Source organism: Citrobacter sp. L55, assembly GCF_002850715.1.
In the GTDB taxonomy this organism is placed as follows: Bacteria; Pseudomonadota; Gammaproteobacteria; order Enterobacterales; family Enterobacteriaceae; genus Citrobacter; species Citrobacter braakii.
Map to the genome: position 1 here is coordinate 21,919 of NZ_KZ559413.1, position 17,663 is coordinate 39,581.

Annotated in this window: 27 protein-coding genes; 23 read left to right on the top strand and 4 right to left on the bottom strand. The window is 47.9% G+C overall.

The genetic code is table 11. The features are described from left to right. Positions 1-3 precede the first annotated feature (3 nt). The 5 genes from B9P82_RS22000 to B9P82_RS22020 all read left to right on the top strand — a co-directional run bounded on the left by B9P82_RS22000 (position 4) and on the right by B9P82_RS22020 (position 3,897). Complete coding sequence (locus B9P82_RS22000; protein WP_168188456.1) at positions 4-846, top strand: hypothetical protein; 843 nt, start codon at positions 4-6, stop codon at positions 844-846. Between the two features lie 185 nt (positions 847-1,031). Next, on the top strand, positions 1,032-1,625 hold the full coding sequence (locus tag B9P82_RS22005; protein WP_071684158.1) for a phage N-6-adenine-methyltransferase: 594 nt from the start codon (positions 1,032-1,034) through the stop codon (positions 1,623-1,625). A 202-nt stretch (positions 1,626-1,827) separates the two neighbouring features. After that, positions 1,828-2,058 carry a hypothetical protein gene (locus B9P82_RS22010; RefSeq protein WP_000262979.1) on the top strand — a complete coding sequence of 77 codons (231 nt, stop codon included), beginning with the start codon at positions 1,828-1,830 and terminating at the stop codon, positions 2,056-2,058. 593 nt (positions 2,059-2,651) lie between these two features. Further along, complete coding sequence (gene rnhA, locus B9P82_RS22015; RefSeq protein ID WP_046340542.1) at positions 2,652-3,260, top strand: ribonuclease HI; 609 nt, start codon at positions 2,652-2,654, stop codon at positions 3,258-3,260. A gap of 142 nt (positions 3,261-3,402) precedes the next feature. After that, entirely contained in the window at positions 3,403-3,897 is a 495-nt protein-coding gene (locus tag B9P82_RS22020) for a hypothetical protein (protein ID WP_040110269.1), read from the top strand. A 168-nt stretch (positions 3,898-4,065) separates the two neighbouring features. Here B9P82_RS22020 and B9P82_RS22025 read toward each other — a convergent pair whose 3' ends face one another. After that, positions 4,066-6,135: a P-loop ATPase, Sll1717 family gene (locus B9P82_RS22025; protein ID WP_071684156.1), complete on the bottom strand. Its 2,070-nt coding sequence runs from the start codon at positions 6,133-6,135 to the stop codon at positions 4,066-4,068. 399 nt (positions 6,136-6,534) lie between these two features. Between B9P82_RS22025 and B9P82_RS22030 the strand changes: the two genes are divergently transcribed. From B9P82_RS22030 to B9P82_RS22060, 8 genes are all read left to right on the top strand, one after another. Next, positions 6,535-8,220, top strand: coding sequence for a DUF4942 domain-containing protein (locus B9P82_RS22030; RefSeq protein WP_071684155.1), 1,686 nt, complete (start codon positions 6,535-6,537; stop codon positions 8,218-8,220). Between the two features lie 96 nt (positions 8,221-8,316). Next, the gene (locus tag B9P82_RS22035; protein WP_230131717.1) at positions 8,317-8,967 is read left to right on the top strand and encodes a hypothetical protein; all 651 of its coding nucleotides are present in this window, start codon (positions 8,317-8,319) and stop codon (positions 8,965-8,967) included. Then, positions 8,964-9,245: a hypothetical protein gene (locus B9P82_RS22040; protein ID WP_006812541.1), complete on the top strand. Its 282-nt coding sequence runs from the start codon at positions 8,964-8,966 to the stop codon at positions 9,243-9,245. Before B9P82_RS22035 ends, B9P82_RS22040 begins: the two co-directional genes overlap by 4 nt. Positions 9,246-9,247: 2 nt before the next feature. Continuing rightward, positions 9,248-9,619 (top strand): hypothetical protein, encoded by a 372-nt coding sequence (locus B9P82_RS22045; RefSeq protein ID WP_046340547.1) that lies wholly within the window; start codon positions 9,248-9,250, stop codon positions 9,617-9,619. A gap of 91 nt (positions 9,620-9,710) precedes the next feature. Next, entirely contained in the window at positions 9,711-10,130 is a 420-nt protein-coding gene (locus B9P82_RS22050; RefSeq protein WP_246842144.1) for an HD domain-containing protein, read from the top strand. 18 nt (positions 10,131-10,148) lie between these two features. Continuing rightward, positions 10,149-10,352, top strand: a complete 204-nt coding sequence (locus B9P82_RS29070) for a hypothetical protein (protein WP_230131715.1) — start codon at positions 10,149-10,151, stop codon at positions 10,350-10,352. Beyond that, on the top strand, positions 10,349-10,861 hold the full coding sequence (locus B9P82_RS22055) for a phiTE_072 family protein (protein ID WP_246842145.1): 513 nt from the start codon (positions 10,349-10,351) through the stop codon (positions 10,859-10,861). Before B9P82_RS29070 ends, B9P82_RS22055 begins: the two co-directional genes overlap by 4 nt. A 76-nt stretch (positions 10,862-10,937) precedes the next feature. Beyond that, positions 10,938-11,627: a lysozyme inhibitor LprI family protein gene (locus B9P82_RS22060; RefSeq protein WP_047722264.1), complete on the top strand. Its 690-nt coding sequence runs from the start codon at positions 10,938-10,940 to the stop codon at positions 11,625-11,627. Positions 11,628-11,682: 55 nt separating this feature from the next. On the opposite strand, the gene ydfZ is transcribed toward B9P82_RS22060, so the two are convergent. Continuing rightward, positions 11,683-11,886 carry a putative selenium delivery protein YdfZ gene (gene ydfZ, locus B9P82_RS22065; protein ID WP_006812537.1) on the bottom strand — a complete coding sequence of 68 codons (204 nt, stop codon included), beginning with the start codon at positions 11,884-11,886 and terminating at the stop codon, positions 11,683-11,685. A 189-nt stretch (positions 11,887-12,075) separates the two neighbouring features. Here ydfZ and B9P82_RS22070 point away from each other — a divergent pair, with 189 nt between their 5' ends. From B9P82_RS22070 to B9P82_RS22085, 4 genes are all read left to right on the top strand, one after another. Then, positions 12,076-12,342 (top strand): hypothetical protein, encoded by a 267-nt coding sequence (locus tag B9P82_RS22070; RefSeq protein WP_047722265.1) that lies wholly within the window; start codon positions 12,076-12,078, stop codon positions 12,340-12,342. A gap of 85 nt (positions 12,343-12,427) precedes the next feature. Then, a complete protein-coding gene (locus B9P82_RS22075) occupies positions 12,428-12,664 on the top strand; it encodes a hypothetical protein (RefSeq protein WP_101700930.1) in 237 nt (78 codons plus the stop codon). Further along, positions 12,661-12,981, top strand: coding sequence for a DUF5983 family protein (locus B9P82_RS22080; protein ID WP_016051698.1), 321 nt, complete (start codon positions 12,661-12,663; stop codon positions 12,979-12,981). The genes B9P82_RS22075 and B9P82_RS22080 overlap by 4 nt, the downstream gene beginning before the upstream one ends. An 86-nt stretch (positions 12,982-13,067) precedes the next feature. Then, positions 13,068-13,628 carry a hypothetical protein gene (locus tag B9P82_RS22085; protein WP_071684153.1) on the top strand — a complete coding sequence of 187 codons (561 nt, stop codon included), beginning with the start codon at positions 13,068-13,070 and terminating at the stop codon, positions 13,626-13,628. A 494-nt stretch (positions 13,629-14,122) separates the two neighbouring features. Here the strand turns inward: B9P82_RS22085 and B9P82_RS22090 are convergent, their stop codons facing one another. Together B9P82_RS22090 and B9P82_RS22095 are read right to left on the bottom strand one after the other, a co-directional pair. Continuing rightward, on the bottom strand, positions 14,123-14,335 hold the full coding sequence (locus tag B9P82_RS22090) for a hypothetical protein (RefSeq protein WP_246842146.1): 213 nt from the start codon (positions 14,333-14,335) through the stop codon (positions 14,123-14,125). A gap of 718 nt (positions 14,336-15,053) precedes the next feature. Then, positions 15,054-15,296 (bottom strand): hypothetical protein, encoded by a 243-nt coding sequence (locus tag B9P82_RS22095; protein WP_047722181.1) that lies wholly within the window; start codon positions 15,294-15,296, stop codon positions 15,054-15,056. Positions 15,297-15,441: 145 nt separating this feature from the next. Between B9P82_RS22095 and B9P82_RS22100 the strand changes: the two genes are divergently transcribed. The 6 genes from B9P82_RS22100 to B9P82_RS22125 all read left to right on the top strand — a co-directional run bounded on the left by B9P82_RS22100 (position 15,442) and on the right by B9P82_RS22125 (position 17,611). Continuing rightward, a complete protein-coding gene (locus B9P82_RS22100) occupies positions 15,442-15,657 on the top strand; it encodes a hypothetical protein (protein ID WP_101700931.1) in 216 nt (71 codons plus the stop codon). Between the two features lie 13 nt (positions 15,658-15,670). Continuing rightward, positions 15,671-15,886, top strand: coding sequence for a hypothetical protein (locus B9P82_RS22105; RefSeq protein WP_162269381.1), 216 nt, complete (start codon positions 15,671-15,673; stop codon positions 15,884-15,886). 93 nt (positions 15,887-15,979) lie between these two features. Beyond that, entirely contained in the window at positions 15,980-16,294 is a 315-nt protein-coding gene (locus tag B9P82_RS22110) for a hypothetical protein (RefSeq protein ID WP_000559556.1), read from the top strand. A 76-nt stretch (positions 16,295-16,370) separates the two neighbouring features. After that, on the top strand, positions 16,371-16,682 hold the full coding sequence (locus B9P82_RS22115; protein ID WP_000786235.1) for a hypothetical protein: 312 nt from the start codon (positions 16,371-16,373) through the stop codon (positions 16,680-16,682). A gap of 128 nt (positions 16,683-16,810) precedes the next feature. Beyond that, positions 16,811-17,203: a hypothetical protein gene (locus B9P82_RS22120; protein WP_101700932.1), complete on the top strand. Its 393-nt coding sequence runs from the start codon at positions 16,811-16,813 to the stop codon at positions 17,201-17,203. 126 nt (positions 17,204-17,329) lie between these two features. Next, positions 17,330-17,611, top strand: a complete 282-nt coding sequence (locus B9P82_RS22125) for a hypothetical protein (RefSeq protein WP_016051708.1) — start codon at positions 17,330-17,332, stop codon at positions 17,609-17,611. The last annotated feature ends 52 nt before the right edge of the window (positions 17,612-17,663 follow it).

Genomic DNA, 17,663 nt, shown 5'->3' on the forward strand with positions numbered 1-17,663 from the left:
AAAATGAGTGCAGTTACCAACACTGTTAAAAACGATGACCTGGATGAACTGACTGCAATGCTGCAATCTCTCGACGAACCAGTTCAGAAAGCTGCGAAAATGAGCGGTGTCGACGAGATCGACGATCTTCTCTCTGGTCTGGATGATGCAATCTCAAAACCAGTCGAGGCGGTGGCGGATGAAGTCATGAATGCCAGCTCTACCGGAGATCTGAGTAGCGTTCTGGAAGCGCTTGAGATTGAGCACGAATCAGTGAAGGTTGAGGAACCAGAGCGTGATCTTATTGCGGAGATAGTGAACGAGCCAACGCCTGAACTTGACGCTCAAAGTACTGAGACTACCGATACAGATCCAACTCCTTTACCTTCAGTGGCGTCAGAGACTAAACCTGAAGAAGAGCAGCCAAAACGCCAGAAGGCAAAATCAGAGCGTGCTCCGGCCAAACCTCGCTTCACGCTGGAAGGTAAGGACGAATCGTTCTATGCGACAGCCGGTCTGGAAAGTGAGAGCTTTACTGCCGCATTTGAAGGGGCGCCAGTCAAAGCGAAAGACAAGATCTTAAACCTGCTGAACTGGTTTAGTGGTGGCCCTGAAATCAGCGTCTACACGGTAATCGCAATGCGCCATATCCTTGACGCGAACACGGCGACCAGCAATAGCATTAAACTGGCGCTAATGAGCAACCCGGAGAAACCATACCCACTCAACACGGCTTCGACTCAGGCTGGCCAGATGATGGCTGTGTTTCCGGCCACTGGCGTTGCCACCAGGGAAGGTGGAAATCTAACCCTTAATAAAGAGTCGCCGATCGTCAAAAAATTCATAGCGGAGTATTCCATTGGATGATGTTCCCCTACCCGATCTAAAGCCCCCTGAGAGCTTTAGGACGCTGGGTAAGCTCATTGCATACCCAGCATCGATAAAACGCGCCAGAGCGCTTCCCGTTTGCGAATCTGGCGCGTTCTTCTTTGTTTGCTATCCGTTGGATTAAATGAAAAAATAGGTAAGCATTTACCTATCATGGCAAAGTAATGATCGCAGCCGAAAAAATCAAAAAGCGAGAGCGTGATGCCTCTCTTCGCGACCTTTGGCGCACACCGCAGTGGTTGTTTGTCGCCATCCAACGTTACATAGGCGTAAAGTTCGATGTGGACGTCGCCTGCAACAAAGATAATGCTCTCCTGCCGAACTTTATCGGTGTTGAGCGTGATGCGTTCAAGTGCAGCTGGGGAGAACCTGGCACTGTGGCGTTCCTTAACCCGCCCTACTCCAAAATCACACCCTGGATAGACGCAGCCATTCGCGAGCAGGCGCGTGGAGTGACGACGGTCATGCTGATACCACAATCCCTCGATACGCAGTGGTACGAGCGTGCGGCTGAATGCGCCAACGAAACCGTCATCTTGTCTGGCGGCCGTGTGGCGTTCGTTGAGCCGGATGTTGAACTTGGGCTGGTGGAGGTGAACATCAACCCTGGTGGCAGCATGTTACTTATCTTCCGTGGCTACTGTCAGGAAGCTGGGCACACTATCAGTAAGATACCGCTGGCGGTAATGAAAAAGCTGGGTGGTTATGATCCTGCCAATGTTGTCAGGAAGAAGAGACCACGTAAAAAGGCAGCGTAAACACCAGTCTGGGAGTTAGTTTGAGAACCTGCTTCCGTATATATAAATAACTAAGTACTAATTATTAATATATACAGACGCAGGCTTTTTAAGACGTGATTTCCAAACAACTCCCAGACCGTTTTACACCTCCAGAACCCACTGGAACCCCTCTCCAGACGCTCTAGAATCGATTTTATGAACCACAGTAAGGAAAACTATCATGGTATACCCGACGAACGTCGTAGCGCTCGTTGAGAGCGATTTTCTGGCCAAAGTGCGCGACATGATGAAAGATCGCGATAAGGCTTTCAGTCTCTACGAATGGTCGCTCAAATGTCTTCATTCAGGCGAGCACAAAGAGCTGGTGGAGCAGCTGTTAGGGGAACTCATCAATGAGGTGTTTGCCCTGAACGTCCAGCTTCATGGTCGAGAAAATAATCAATCGAAATAATCGGTAAGTACTTACCATTTAAAACGCAGATCGCCAGTGATAAAATCTACCCGCTTTCCGGATTGATTCCGGCAGCTCGACCTGATGGGTGGGGGATAGCGTCACTGGCGTCAGGTTTAAAAAAGCTCACTACCAGCGTAGAACCGGCACCGTTTAGGGGTTGGGGAAGGGGGAACCAAAGTGAGCAGAGAGAAGGGTCACTTTATGATTGTCGAGTCTGGAGTGTTTCGAGAGGTTGAATCCAGTACTCCCCTTCATAAAGTGTGGGAAGATCTCGGTTCTGGGGTGCTGTCATCCATAACTTCCCAAGCCTAAGCTGGCAGTAGACTTAGGTCATAACTTTTCAGGTTATGTAACGACCAGGTTGGTGAGGAAATTTTGTACTCACTTCCCTGGGAAAGTATTACCTGAAAAGACAACCTCTCACTTCGTTCGAGGTGAACTTCACTCACTTCGTTCGTTCAGTTCAGGTTTTATTAAAACCTGTTCTGGGAAGTAAGTTTTTCTTTTCTAAAAATTTTTAATATTTACACGCACGCGTGCGCACACGCGCGAGGAAAAAAATCGTCGCGGCGCGCGATTCTGGAGCCAAAATGACGACCAAGACCCCAGCCCGGCAACATACTGGCTGCCGCACGAAGTCCAAAGCCAGATACCAAACCCACCAGCAATCCCGTACCAACTTCAAAACCCCCGTAGTCGAGTTCAATCCCCAGCTCAAAACCGTAAAAGTATTCAGTGATGGCTCTTGCCTCAAAAATCCGGGCGGGCCGGGCGGTTACGGCATCGTTCTCCAGTATCGAGGCGAAGAGCGCGAGCTTTCTGAGGGCTTCCACAGCACGACCAACAATCGGATGGAGATGATGGGCGCCCTGATTGCGCTGGAGCGTCTGAAGTACCCCTGCAACGTGATCCTGCATTCCGACAGCCAGTATTTAAAAAACGGCATGACGCTCTGGATGAAAGGCTGGAAGCGTAACGGATGGATCACGTCTGAGAAGAAGCCAGTCAAAAACGTCGATCTCTGGAAACGTCTCGATTCGGCCGCCAGCCGTCACAATGTCCGCTGGAAGTGGGTTAAAGGTCATGCCGGTCATCGCGAGAACGAAATGTGTGACCGCCTGGCGAAGATCGCCGCCTACTCCGCAGCTGATATGCCTCACAAGCGTGATATTGGATTTTTGTTACAAAATGATAAGTAAGTATTTACCTATAATTTTAAATCAGGTATCTTACCGTTCGTCAGGATGACGAAGTACCGGTTAGGTACTGTTCCAGGATGGAACGCCAAAAGGCGGCTGGCTTGGCCAGCCGCAACTCTTTCTGACACTGAATGGAATCCAAATGGCACGTCAAACGCCTTTCACTTCTTTCAATAAACGTCCCCGTTCAATTCGCCTGGTTCTGGCCGAGCTGTTTAGCGGTCGTGTTTCTGCACGCCTTGCGGAACTGGAAGAACGAGTGTTTGAGCTGGAGAAGCGCATTGATGCGCAAGCTACCGCCATAGCAAATCTGGGTGCGACAGTAGGCATGGGGAAGGTGCGTGATTCCGTCGCCTCTCGTGTGTTGCGTGAATCCCAGGCACACAAGGACAGTTCCCATGGAAAATTTTCAACGAAATCGACTGAAGCCAATGGCCTACGGAGTAATTTTAGCAACCCTGGCAGCGGTAGCCGTGCCAGCCGGTCAGAGTCTGTTGATACCGGACACAACTACTTCCACCACAACCTTGCAGACGACACCCCTGCCAGAACGACCTCCTGTCTCTCTGGATGGGATGCTGCTGGACACGATTCCAGCTCGACCTGCAACTCCGGATCTTCCTTCTGCTGTGACTGAGGCTATTGCATGAAATGGAGCTTCCTCAATACCCTAATAATATGGATTGAATATTGTATTTTACTTATGACGGCTGGACTTTGTAATTTGTTTTTTATTGAGTTTTCATCTTCGTAAAACTTTCGATAAAAACGCAGGCTAATAAGATATTATAGCCTGCGTTGTGATTTACTTACACTTGTTATTTAAATAGCTTCTAATATATAGATCAAGCAACTTGCTTAGCTGTTTGTTAACTTCATCATGTTTTTGAGGGCTACGCATTTTAGAAAGATGTCGCTCAAGAAATTTTGAAGGCAACTTTATAACCAATTTGTTATGGTTGTCATAAAGTTCTTTTACCCAGATTAGCTCTTTATGTTTTTCTAAGTTTTCAGAGTAATCCCTATTTATAATGAAAGCTAGCCTACCATAATCTTTAAATAAATATGAATTTACTTGTCTATATTCATCAGCACCTAACGTTTTGTAGTTTTTGATTTCGAATACAACTTGTCGAGATTGGTAATCAGTCAATATCCTTTTCCAGACAGGTGTGTCGGCAAGGTTTGTTGCAATAATGTCTCGCTGCTGTAGACCATTTTTGTTTGAATGGAGTTCAATATTGGTCAAATTCGTCGCAAACAATATTTTAATAGCTTTCAAAGCCCATGCTTCAAAATCAACAGCCCCTTCCTTACCTTCTGGGATATTATTTAATTCTTGAAGAAGAGCACCGATCCGTTGTTTTCGTTGTTCTTCTGATACGGAGCTAACTTCGATATCGTATTCATCGTGGATATCGTCAGCTGTTTCAGGAGTAATGTCTGACTCATGAACACTTAATGCAAGCCAATAGCAAGGATGTAGCAGAAGCTTGGAGCCTGGTGTAAACTCTTTTTCTGGTTCTTTTCCATCATGACAAAACACATATGATGAGGACTGCTGATTGTATAATCCAAAAAAACCAACACTATACAAACGTTGGATCACCTGAACAGGACCTTCAAACAAAAGGATGTCCTGTAATTTCATTTTGTCATTAACTTCTTTTATATCAAATGCTTGGCTTATTATTTCAGAGGCTTCCGCGATGGTAAAATCTGGTCTTTTATTGCCAAAAAGCGATGTAAATATATCTAGTGCAGGGAATACATTTTCATATTCTTTTAGTAAGTCGTTAAGCCTGTTTTGAGATATTGTGTTTGCAGTGGCTTTTATGTCATCAATTATTATTTTTGTGCGATCGTGAGTTGCGGCCCTCAGGAAAGCATCATTTAATAATACCAAGATATCTCTCGGTCTATATAATGTAAGCTTAAGTGCTTCTTTAAAACCCGTATTTGACTGTAATTCATTAGCGGTGTACGCATTCCAAACTCGCGTGTTATTTTCTATGGTTGAGTTAAATGCAACTCTCATTCTGTTACAAACCAAATTGAAGAGATTGTATTCGTCCCAATGTAATCTTAATACCTGTCCTTCAATGTTTCTGGTAAAATCAGGGTCCATTTTAGATATGGCTCTATGGATATTGTCTCTAACGAAAGCAAATGCGATAACTTTTTCTTGCAAATTTTGTTTTATATCAATAACAGACTGAATGAAACCGTCAACGATAGCAACCCCTAAATCATCTGGAGTGTATCCTTCATCTAGCCTGTCAGCAAAAATAACGAATTGATGGTTTGATTTTGAAATAGCTTCGAATAAAACCTCTTCTAGTAAATCTAATTCAAAATTATCTGATAAATCTGATATTCTTGTAGCCGGTTTAACATCTTTTCCAGTATCAAGGATAGATATTAATTTTTTCCTTATTTTACCACTTATGTTTTGTCTTTTAGCTCCCCAAGATAATAAGTGTTTCTCTACACTTTTATAGTCTAGATCATTTTTCATCCTATAGTGGCTTGCTATTTCGGAAAGTAATTCCATATAAATCGCATAGCGCCAAGCTAGTTTGCTTCCGGCTTTAATATGCAAATAATTTTCACCGAAAAGTGAGACAACATCTCTTAGACCAATAATTTGTTCTTCAATAGGGCTAATGGTCATCACATGCGTTTTAGGTTTTGCGTGCCAATGTTTTGACAGCATATGCACTAATGCACTTTTGCCAGTGCCTCTGCGACCTACAACTATGCATCGATCATACGACTCTAAAAGAGCTTTATAATCAGTTGTTTGCCAGAATGAGGCTTCAAGCATTTTGGCATCGTGTTCTGCTCTGATATCCCCTAGAACGTTACCTTTCATGTATTACCCTTTTAGCGTTAAAAGGAGGGGGCAATGGCCTTTGTAGACTTGAGTTCCATTTGCCTGATGCCATCCTCATCAAACTTCTTCCGTTTTCCCGAAGAGGGGGGAGATTAATGTATCATTTTTAACGGGTTACACAAGAATATGACTTCTTAATCTAGGAGCTGAGCGTTCTTCAGGAAAAAAATAAGCATGAATGACAGCGGTTGTAGCCTTAGATTTTAAGGTGGTTACGTTCTTAATTTATTGAATTACCAATTAACTTTGAACACTATCAATTTAGCGTCTCTAAGCGTCTCTAAGCGTCTCTACAACCCCTGTGAATACTGCTTTTACGCCTTTTCAACTTTGGGAAAATAACACCAATAAGAAAACAATTTGTTTAATGGTGTAATCATGAATACAGCCCTTTCCATCATTGACGCTATCACCCGAAACACTGATATCGACTACCGGCAGGAAATGAACGTCATCCACGAAATTGTGGCCGAGTGCGAGAAAGAGATCGCATTCATGCATCAGGTTCACGACTTCGTTTATGGCGACGAACGCCACAACATGATTAACCGCCTGCTGCGACTCAACCACCGGCCGGATGACGAGCGCACACGCTTTAACAGAGCCTGGCTGGACAAGGTCGACCTTGAATGGGTGAAACAGAATATCTGGGCCGAGTACTGGAAGAAGGTCACGGATATGACAAACGTTCTGCTGATCATGCCAGCTTCCCGCCGCGACGAGTGGCGTGAGCAGTTTATCGAGGGCAAGCAGGAGACCATCAGGACTGACAGAACCGGCTACCAGATGAAGGTTAAGGAGTTCCTTGGTGTGCCGGAGTTCAAAGCAGAAACGGTCATCCCAACGATGCTCAATCTGCTGAATGACAGGCACAAATATCTCTCTGAGCGCGTGTATGGCTTGTTTAAAGCGCTGAGTCCTGCCCACAAGACCAATAAGACGAACGGCTTTAGCGAGCGTCTGATCATCGCCAACTGCATTTCCGAGTTCTGGCGGGACAGCGTCAGCGTGAACTACCGGAAAGAGGACTACATCGACGACCTGCGCGTCATGCTTCATTTCTTCGCACACAAAGAGTTCATCACCATCAACCGCACAACTGAGATGCTATCAGCTGCGTACCGGGCAAACGACTGCCAGACCGGTGACTGGATGAATGTCGACGGAAACCTGATGCGCGTGAAGATGTTCAAGAACGGCAACGTTCACTTTGAAATACATCCTGACGTGGCCTGGAAGCTGAATGAGGTGCTGGCTTACAGTATGCCTGCAGCAATCCCGGCGCCATGCCGTACTGCACCCAAAACACGGGCACCAAAAGAGTTCGGGTTAATCCAGAAGACGATCTCTGAGCCGGTTCGTACCGCGCTGCGCGACGGGCGATTCAGCAAAGACAAAGGCGTCTGGTACTTCTCTGATTCCAACCTACAGAAGTCACAGGTGGAAGAGCTTGAGCGCACACTGAACTTCATTGGCGGCGTGCAGGAGAAAAAGCACTGGCAGTTCCCGTATGAGATCGGCCACACGCTCAATACGATTGTGGCCACCGGCTTAATACCGGATACGAAATCACACCAGTTCTACCCTACCCCACGTTTGATAGCGGAGTACGTTGCCAGAGCCATTGAGCTGAAGCCGGGTGAGAAGCTGCTGGAGCCTGAAGCCGGGCGCGGAGATCTGCTGGCCTGCATCGACGTCAATCCGGAAGACGTTACCTGCATAGAAGTCGCACCTCTCTTCGCTGATATCCTGCTTGGCAAGGGGTACACAAATACGGTCTGCTGCGACTTCATGAAGTGGTCTGAGGACAATGCAGGCTATCAGTTCGACAAAATCGTCATGAACCCGCCCTACTCTCTTGGCCGTCACAGAGAGCATACGCTGGCCGCGCTGGAGCATCTTAAAGTCGGCGGGCGACTGGTGGCAGTACTGCCGGGTGATGCGCCAGTTCTGAACTGGATGACGCTGGATAATTACGTTTATGCCAAAGGGAAGTCGTTTACTGACGAGTTTGAAGACACCGGAATCACTGTCAGCGTATACGTTTTCAAACGCGTAAAATGATAGGTAAATACTTACTTAATTTGTGTAAGAATTGGCACAAATGACTGAGGGAGAAACATGAAAAACACAGTAGCACCATTTATAGCCTCTGCGAGTATGGCTGACACGCCATTTAACATCGTGTTTCAGGGCAACTCGAACAAACAAGTCGGCAAAATTACCATCGACAAAGATAAAGTGACGTTCACCGGCGATTTTGATCCCGCTGCACAGGTGTTTGTGGAACACATTGCGAAGCGCTGGAGCCAGCAATGGAAAAACCTGGAAAAACGCGCCAATGAGTTTGACCGGTTCATGGACGCAATGGACACAGCAAAAGAGGCTCTGGCTGCCGGTACTCCGTTAGATCTGGAGTCGCTTTTCAAAGGAGAGATGGCCTCTGCGATGTTCGCCACCATGTTCGCAGGTGAGTTCGTCCGCAGCGGCGCCAGAAACTACCTGGAGCTGGGGTACAACGTTCCTGAAATGGGAGAGTTTACCGTCACCATCCAACGCAAAGAAGGCAAGACGCCAGGCGAACGTATCGCTGAACTTGAGGCCGTTGTGGATCAGCGTAACGGCGAGTGCGTCCGTTTGATCAACGAACGTGATGCGCTGCGCGAAGAACAGCTGAACAAAGGCTCGAACACACGCGCGGCCGCAGACATCTACTTCCAGTTGGTTGAGGAATGCCAGATCCCGCCTGGCGGCTCTTTGGTCGAGTACGTTCGCGAATTGCAAGAGAAAGCAGAGAGGTGCGCGGCATGAATGACCTGCTTGTCGAGCGAGTCTCCGCTTTTGTTAAGTCCCCGCTGGATAATCCCCTCACCCGCGGTGAGCAGATGGAGCTGGCAAGGTGGTTTCTGCATATCCATGAGCAGATGGAAGTTTTTAAACAGTTGCCGGATCTGCCCATTACAGACGGCCATGTTCAGCAGGTGATTAACAGCCACGAAAAAGGCTGGGCGATGATTGTGCCGTGCAAAATTACCTACGAGCTGGCTAAGGAAGTGCAGGCTAACAGAGCAAGGAGTAAGGAAGAGTAACTATGAAGTTGGGTAATGCCGTTTCGCTGTTTTTTACAGCATTACTGGAAGGTTTCAATTATCGCTTTTGTCCGGTCTGGGATAAGGCGCTGGATACACTTATTGATGAAGGAACGCTGCTTGAGGTGCGAAATGGGATCGCTCTGTTTGAGCGCGATGCCCAGCTATATGAAGTGTTCGTCGGGGCTGGCTTCAACCACTTCGGGCATCTTATTAGCTTGAATACCAAAGCCATCGACGAGAGCGTCATGCGCCGTCCGTCGTTCCGCGTAATGGATAAGCTGCAACGTCATGTAAATGCCGAATTACTCCGCGTAGCCAAAGAAAAAGAACGAGAGCTACAGGCGATGATTGGATCGCTTATCGCTGAGTAAATAAAGGCCACTATTGTGGCCTTTAACAATTTGTTTTCTACCTTTTCTTATCTGTGAAAATAACCACATCCAGAAAACAACGGAGTTAAGAATGTCCAGTATTTCCAAAGCCCATATGTTTGCCGCTGGCGCTCATGGCGGCGTTGGCCAGAAAAGAAAATATACCGGTGAAGACTACATCAACCACCCGGTTGCTGTCCGCGAGATTGTTGCCTGGCATGGTGGAACCGTGGAGATGCAGATCGCGGCGCTGCTGCATGATGTGGTCGAAGACACCCATGTCACCATAGAGATGGTTCGTGAGCACTTCGGTGAGCACGTAGCCGAAATGGTTCTGGCTCTGACCAACATTGCTAGACCAGAAGACGGCAATCGAATACAGCGCTTCATCATCAACGTCCGGGAGCTGGAGCAAAGCCTCGACATGCAGACGCGCATGATCAAGCTGGCTGACCTGCTGGACAATACCTCTTCTATCGTGAGTCGCGACCCTGAGTTTTCAGCCATCTAGCTCGCAGAGAAAGAGCTGATGCTGGCCGTACTCTTTGACGGCAAGGAGATTGGTGCCGATGCCGGTGTTGTCGAGTACCTGGAGAAAAAAGGCATAGAGCATTCGTTGCTGATAAACGCCCGGGCGATGGTGACGAAAGGCATTGCCAGTCTGCAACCGGTACACACCAAACGTTATGAAAAACACAAAGCGCTGATCTGGAACGCGTGGGAGGCTGCATGAAGGTCGAAAAAATAGATGTTCTTTCCTTTGTGCTGACGGATCTGGAGCGTCTCGACCCGGTACGCGTAATGATTGAAAACTACGAGCCGGGCAAGGGAAGAGTCACCATTACCTGCTATGGGAAAGCATGGACTGCTGCCTGGTTCGCGATGGGCGGGGATGACGTGCAGACGTTTATTAAGAGAGTGAGCAACGATTATTTGATTGGTTGCCTCGACCCTCAATTGCTGAGTACGGTCGACGATGACAACGACGCAAACCTGCTTTTCGTAAAGTCCGAAATCATAAAGTTGCGCAGGGAGAGAGAAATCGACGCAGAACAGGCCCGCAATATGTGGGACGAGGCAGAAAACGCTGATGACGTAAAAGAAAGTTGCTGCTGTTTCGGTGTCGGCAACGAACTGCTGAGTCTGTTTGGTGACGATCCGTGGTATGCCGGTTGGCCAACGGTGCCAAACCCCAGATACCAATACCTGGAACGTATCGTGACGCGGTACGTGATGGGCTGAAAGCGCTTGACGATCAAGCGAGAGAAGCAGTCGGTTAAGTGTTATAGTCAGGCGCTTTTATATTTATGGAGTGAATATGAAAAATATCCTACTGGCATCATTGTTGGTGGCATCGCCAGCTGCATTTGCAGCCAGCTTCGACTGCCAAAAGGCTTCGACAGAAATCGAACACAAAATCTGCGATAACGAACGCCTGTCAAAATTAGATGAACAACTTAGCTCTACCTATTCTATTGCTCTCAAAGCGAACCCGGGGGATGCAGACACCCTAAAGACGGTTCAACGTCAGTGGATAAATATGCGTGGAAAACTCACTGATGATAAGGCTCTTGAGCTGGCTTATCTTATCCAAATTAATGGACTCAAGGGGTTGGGTGGCTCGGCCAGTACATCGCTGGCCAATGAGACACCGAAGCAGGTGCAGAAACAGCCTGAAGTTCGGGAAAAGACAGACACAAAGCCGGTCAAGAGCGGTAATGAGCTAACTCTGGAGTCGTTCCGGGCCAAGTATATTGAAGTTGATGGTGAGTACTACAGCACAACATCTCTTCCACGAGGTAGCTCGTTCTTGTTCACCTGCGCCAGTCGTATGGCCGATGACCAGGTAAATGTCTGGAAGAAGCACGCTGCAAAAGAGGGCAAGATCGACCTTTTCTTTGAGCTTGAGAATCGTATACATACCGCGCTTTTGAATGCTAATTTTCAGAAGCTGAATAGTGATTTAACTAAAACAGGCATTTGCGATCTGATTACCGCTGTGCCGTAAGTAAATTTAAGGCCACTATTGTGGCCTTAAACAATTTGTTTTCTGGTTGGTGAAATTAGTGGAACCCTAAGCGAACCAAATCCATTGGGCAGAACAGACCCTCCACACCTTCGATAGATACGCAGTCAGAACGGCGTAATTGTTCTTCTGATTTGCCCTCTCCGCAGATTTCCTTGATGACTCCCGTTGCACCATTCGTTGCCACCATCACTCGGCTGCCGGTAGTGATAGCGTTACGGTTGCGATCATAGGTCTTCATCGTTTCCTCCTTTCACATGGGTCAAATCAGGTTTCAATAATTGCCGTTTTCCATGTATGTGCGATTTGCAAAATCTCAAATGCCGAAACAAATTGTTTTCACCACCTTGTTATTCCCTTAACCAGCAAAGTTGACCGGTACTGCAATAATTACTACTGTTTCTTTATACAGTATTGTTGGGCGGGAAAAATGGGCAGCAAAAATTCCAAATATGAGATCGTCTATAGAGGCGAAGCACTCAAACACCTGATACCAGGACAGTTCGTTTTCTTCCAACGTGAAAAAGAATACGGTGGGGGATTCTGGCTTGGTAAAACGCATGATGATGGGTTCGAATTTGTGCTGGAGCAACCCACTTCACTTAGTTACGGGCTTGCGTATCTGATCAGATTGTCGAGTGTCGAAGCCAGGTATATGGAGTTTGTTGATGACATAGATGACTTCAAACTCACCTAATCATCCCTTAAACATCTTGTTTTCTGCCTTTTGTTATTTGAGATAATAACACCAACAAGAAAACAAATTGTTTAAGGGGTTAATCATGCTCAGAACCGCAAAAGACATCATCGAAAAGCTGGAGAACTACCCAGAAGACGAGCCGCTGCTGATGGTGATGTGGCACAAGGAAGATGTAGGTGAAGTGCGACCAGACCTGACTGACGAACAGTGCATTCAGGTTTTGCGAAAAATCAAAGAGTGCCATGACGCCAGCGTCGGCGTGAATTGGGACGTCATCTCCGACACGGCCGACACTCTGTTTCCAAAGGAGAAGGCATGATGCTGAAAATCACCGAATCGTATAAGACGGCGGTGATCAGCACCGCCCACGTTACACAGCATGACTCTGAGTGTCTGCCTAATATCTGTTTCGACCCACTAACAGATCGTGGACTGAATTGGGTACACGGCACGGAGTACGGATGGATTGTCCGCGCAGGTATGCGTGGCAACGACTGGAAAGAAGAGCTACGTGATTACGGCGTCACATGGCAAACCATCGAGAACATTCAGAAGGTACTGGATGCCGGCTATGACGCGGTTCACTTCGATTGCGACGCCGAGCTGGTGGATGGGCTGCCTGCATGGGATTGGTGATCGCCCACCCGTTGAGTAATCAGGTTATATAAGCGAGGAAAATTGGTAACATATGACCACTGTTTTAATCTGATGGAATGGATGTGATGGAAACCCAGAACCAACAAACAAAACCTCTGAAAAATATTTATGCGTGGATATTAGCGTTCCTGCCTCTCTTCTTTGGCGTACCGCCAGACGAGTACTTCAATTACGCAATGGTCATTGGCGGTGTTGCCGTCATCGGTTTGCTGGTGGCCGACAGAATGGCACTCTCAGAAGCAGGCTATGAACCACCGGCCATTTTGTGGGGCGTACTCTTCCTGCCGGTCTATCTCTGGAAGCGTGCGACCATCACAAAAGGGAGTCGGATTCCGTTTATCGTCATTGTCGCTTCGCTGGCTTGCATCATCTTTATCGGCATCCCGCACCAGGAAGAGGTTGCTCTTGAAGAAGCGGCTTGTCCTCTCGTAACGACCATTCTGAAAGAGAATAACGGAACCACAGCGCCGAAATGTATGAAGGTGACAATTCAGGACAAGGTGACGGACAAGTTCTATAAAGCGACGGCTACGCTGGATAACGGCAATGACATTAACGTTACTCTGGAACTGACCGGCGACAGAAACTTTTATGTCCGCGTTCCTGATGCCTATCTGAACAACTAGCGGCTGCAACTCGTTGACATTGGCGGTCACAAATTGAGGATTTCTATAAGAGTCCGTTGATCGCCACTTTCCCCATCCATCCAACCTACTCCAGCCCAGGCGTGACAAGGCATTTAAGCCAATTACACCCATAAGAAAACAAATAAATAACACATCAACGAAAAGTCAACGCTTTCCCCTGATTTGGTCTAAAAAGTTGACGTTTACGCACGCCATCTCTTATACCCAAAATCCTGCGCACCAGAATCCATCTCCCTGCGACCTAAACGTCAAAAACGACTCGTGATACCACCCAAAAACAGACACGCTCAGAAGCGCTCCCGTTGCGTTATATTGAGCATCTAAACAAGTTGTTTTCAGGTACAAGAAAACAAGTTAACCACACCCACAGAGAACCCAGCGACGCCATTACCCACAATCCCGGAAACACCCACCTCTTCCTGTCAGGCTACCGAAAAGACCCACCTCTTTGCCCCAGGCTACAGACCACCCACCTAATCTCCCCAGGCAACCGAGAACGCAGCTCGCGCACGCAAACCTCTACACGCCATTACCCAATACACGGAGAAGAACAGCCAGAACGAAACCCCGGACAAACCCAGACCAGAACAGGAACCGTCGCAATCTCGCTTACCCACCATTACCCCGGAAGAGAGTGCAAATTCCTGAATAGCAGGGAACGCCATTACTTCATATGCGGAGAACAACTAAAGCGCCCTACTGCCATTACCCACACTTCCATCATTTCACGTAAACGAAGGTAAAAGCGCACCTGCCATTACTCCATACACGGAGAAGAACACTCACCAAAACGACGATAACAACCCAGACGAAAACACAGAGAAGAGCCACCTCAAGAACAACGAAACCACATACGCCGGTAGAGAGAACAAACCGCCCATTTCACCCAAAGGAATACTCGCCGTACAGAGCGTTATCAGGGGGAAGGCTTGCACGTCCACAGGAGAGAAAATACGTAGAGATTTAACTGGAGGTATAAGTGGGAAGGGGAAGAGGGGTATCGCTACTTTCTCCGTAGAAATTCAAGCCATAGTTTTCATCCCCCGTAACGTCCCTATCCACCCCTTCGGTCAGCCTTCGGGCCATCGAGGGAAAAGGCCATGTCCCTTTTCAGGAACGGGAGCATCGCCGCAGGGAAAAGGCTGGAGGTTTTCAGGGAAACGGTGTGAATCCCGCTATACGAACCGGGAAAAGGCTGGCTGCAGGTCGGGAAACGGGTACATCCCGGTTCAGAGCGAGGGACGGCTGCGGGAGCATGCCTTTTCCTCATTCACCTGAATAGTGCGGGAATTGGTGAATCCCGCAGTTGAGCGTTGGAACCAGATCAGCTTCGCACGCTCATATCGGGAAGCCAGATCTAGTGTAAAGGGTTACGGGTTTTGGTGGTGAAATCGCCGAGGACGTTTATTCGAAAATCTCACTGCCCTGATTCGCATCGTCCCTGTTGTCCCACAAATCATCGAGCGCCTCTTCTCTTGTCCCGAAGGGGCCGGAGACGACAGGTGCGTTTGAACTGGTATCGTCCAGCTCTGTGTAAATCTGACCGTTAACCAAAATGACGCGTCCGACAGTGATGCCGCCATGAAGCAACTCGCCTCTCTCGGCGTCGATGCTGAAGTACCCGTCTGTGTAGTCTTTAGTGCTCATCACATTCCCTCTGAGTTAGCCAGATACATACATAGCAATAAATCGGCACAAGCACATCAGCCTTTAAGGAATTCTTTTTCCCCGTTTTCTTATTGCGATAATAACACCAACAAGAAAACAACGTGTTTAGACAAAGGAGAAACACATGTACAAGCATCTGAATATCAGCATCACCCTCTGTGGCGAGGAAGAGTCCTCCGAGTGTGAGATCTCCCTCGATGACGTTATCCGTTCCCAGGATGTTGCTGGTCGCGTGGCGACGCTCATCTCTCAAGGATACAGAGAAGGGACGTTTGATTTCCATATCGAGGACAACCCAATGTCCGTCGCGTGGAACTGCACGACGTCAGAAACGAAGTGAGAGTGAAGAGATGATTAAGATGCCTGTGATGGTTGAGGTGTGGAGCGTGGATTCCCTAGCTGAGTGTCTGGATGCTGTGGGACCGGAGTTGTACCGCAAGTTGTGGTCTTTCGTCCCGGCTGAAGGGGAATCACCCAAAGGGAAGGATATCTGGCATCTGCTCAGTGAAGATGAAAAGCGGGAGCTGGTGGACGCGGTACACATCGAGTTCCCGGACGACGAAGATTAAGAGTGGGGCCACCAGCACGGTGGCCAAAAAACTTGACCTGTCCAAATGCGACAACGAATAGACTGGAGGCAAAACTAAAAACTGGAGAATCAAATGCACTACTACACCACCAGCAACCCTGACACCGGGGACTGTTTCTTAATCTGTTTCGTCATTCGCGATATGGAAGACCGCCAGCCAGCGCCGGAGGTTGAGGAAGATATCGTTGCGCTTGTTCAGTTGAAGGGAGACGAAATTGTCTGGCACAAGAAAGGGACTGACGGAGACAACTATCACTTTAATGAATACCTGATGAAGCAAGATCTCCTTATGTACAAAAAGTTGGATGAAGAAGGCTGGGTTTTTGAAGTGCCATTTCCATGTATCGCCAATGATAGTGAAGTCACCTATTCATGGAGTACACCCTGAATAGATTGGTTCTATCCCGTTTTCAGCTCTGTATTATTTACACCAACAAGAAAACAAGTTGTTTACGGAGATAGTTATGAAAAACGCGATGATTACCAAACTGAGCGCGGGACAGCCACGTAAAGAGAAGCCAGCAGTTCTGAGCCAACTGACTTTGCTCGATATCATCGCCAACGGTACTGCCATTCGCCTGTTTAAAGAGACACTTGTCTCGTTCGACAATGGCTCCCGCGCGCGTTACGTGATGAGTGTGCGTCGCCAGAGTGGGAAAGGGTGGATGGCAAAACAGATTATCTGGCCGGAAGGAGAGCTGGAACAGGCGCTACTGGAGGCGAACAAAGTCGCCCAGCAAGAAATCCAGCGTGCCTCTTTCCTGGCGACAGCCTGACATGTGCAAAAGCGATTAGTCGACCCTACGACAGCCCCGTCCATCCTTCGGGGCTTTTTTGCTTGCTTGTATTGTAAGTACATACCTACTTTAATAATATAAAAACCACCAACTACAGGGAGATAAAAATGACAGTTTCACGTGAGAGTCTTGTGATGGATTTGCATTATGCTTCCGAGAAAGCCTCCGGCGAGAAAGTCGCGAAATTAACCGTCGTTCTGCGCGAGACCATCGGAGGTGATGTACACACCAGCACCTTAATTCGCAACGGCGAAGGGGACACAGCAGTTTACTCGGTAGGCTACCAGAGCGTCAGTAATGCGTCAGATCCGGTCTTGCTAAAACTGGCTGCCTATTTTCGCGAAGGGAATAAAGAAATGTTTGAAAAAATGATGGTACAGGCCGAGGAGGTGTTCGATTCAGGTCTCAACATGAATTCTACCTGGCTTGGGCAATACGGTCTGCGTATCGCATCTAACATTCCCCTGGAAAACCACATCCCGGAAAGCGTATTCGCTTAATCACTGCAATGGCGCGTATCCCGCGCCATTTTCTTATCCCCGATAACAAAATATTTTATGCCTTATCCACATTGCGATAATTACACCAACAAGAAAACAAGATGTTTACGCATGGAGGATATGCACATGACCGATTTCACTATCTCCCCTAAAGCTGAAAACGTATGGCTGGAATCCTGGCTCGACCTGTCGCCGGAAGAGCAGCAGGAAATGGACCACATTGAACAGGACGAACAATGTGATGCCCGCTTCTTCCGCTTTGAGGACAGCGTTTATGACATTGCCGACTTCATGCGCGATGACCGCTTCCCGGACTGGCACGCAGGCTACCCATTAAATGCCTTCGCCATGCTGATGATCCGCGTGGATGGCTCCGGCGATACCATCGACGTCGGTTTGCTCCACTAAGAGAACGAGGCCACCCATGCTGGTGGCCTTAAATGACCATCCTGTTTCCCGC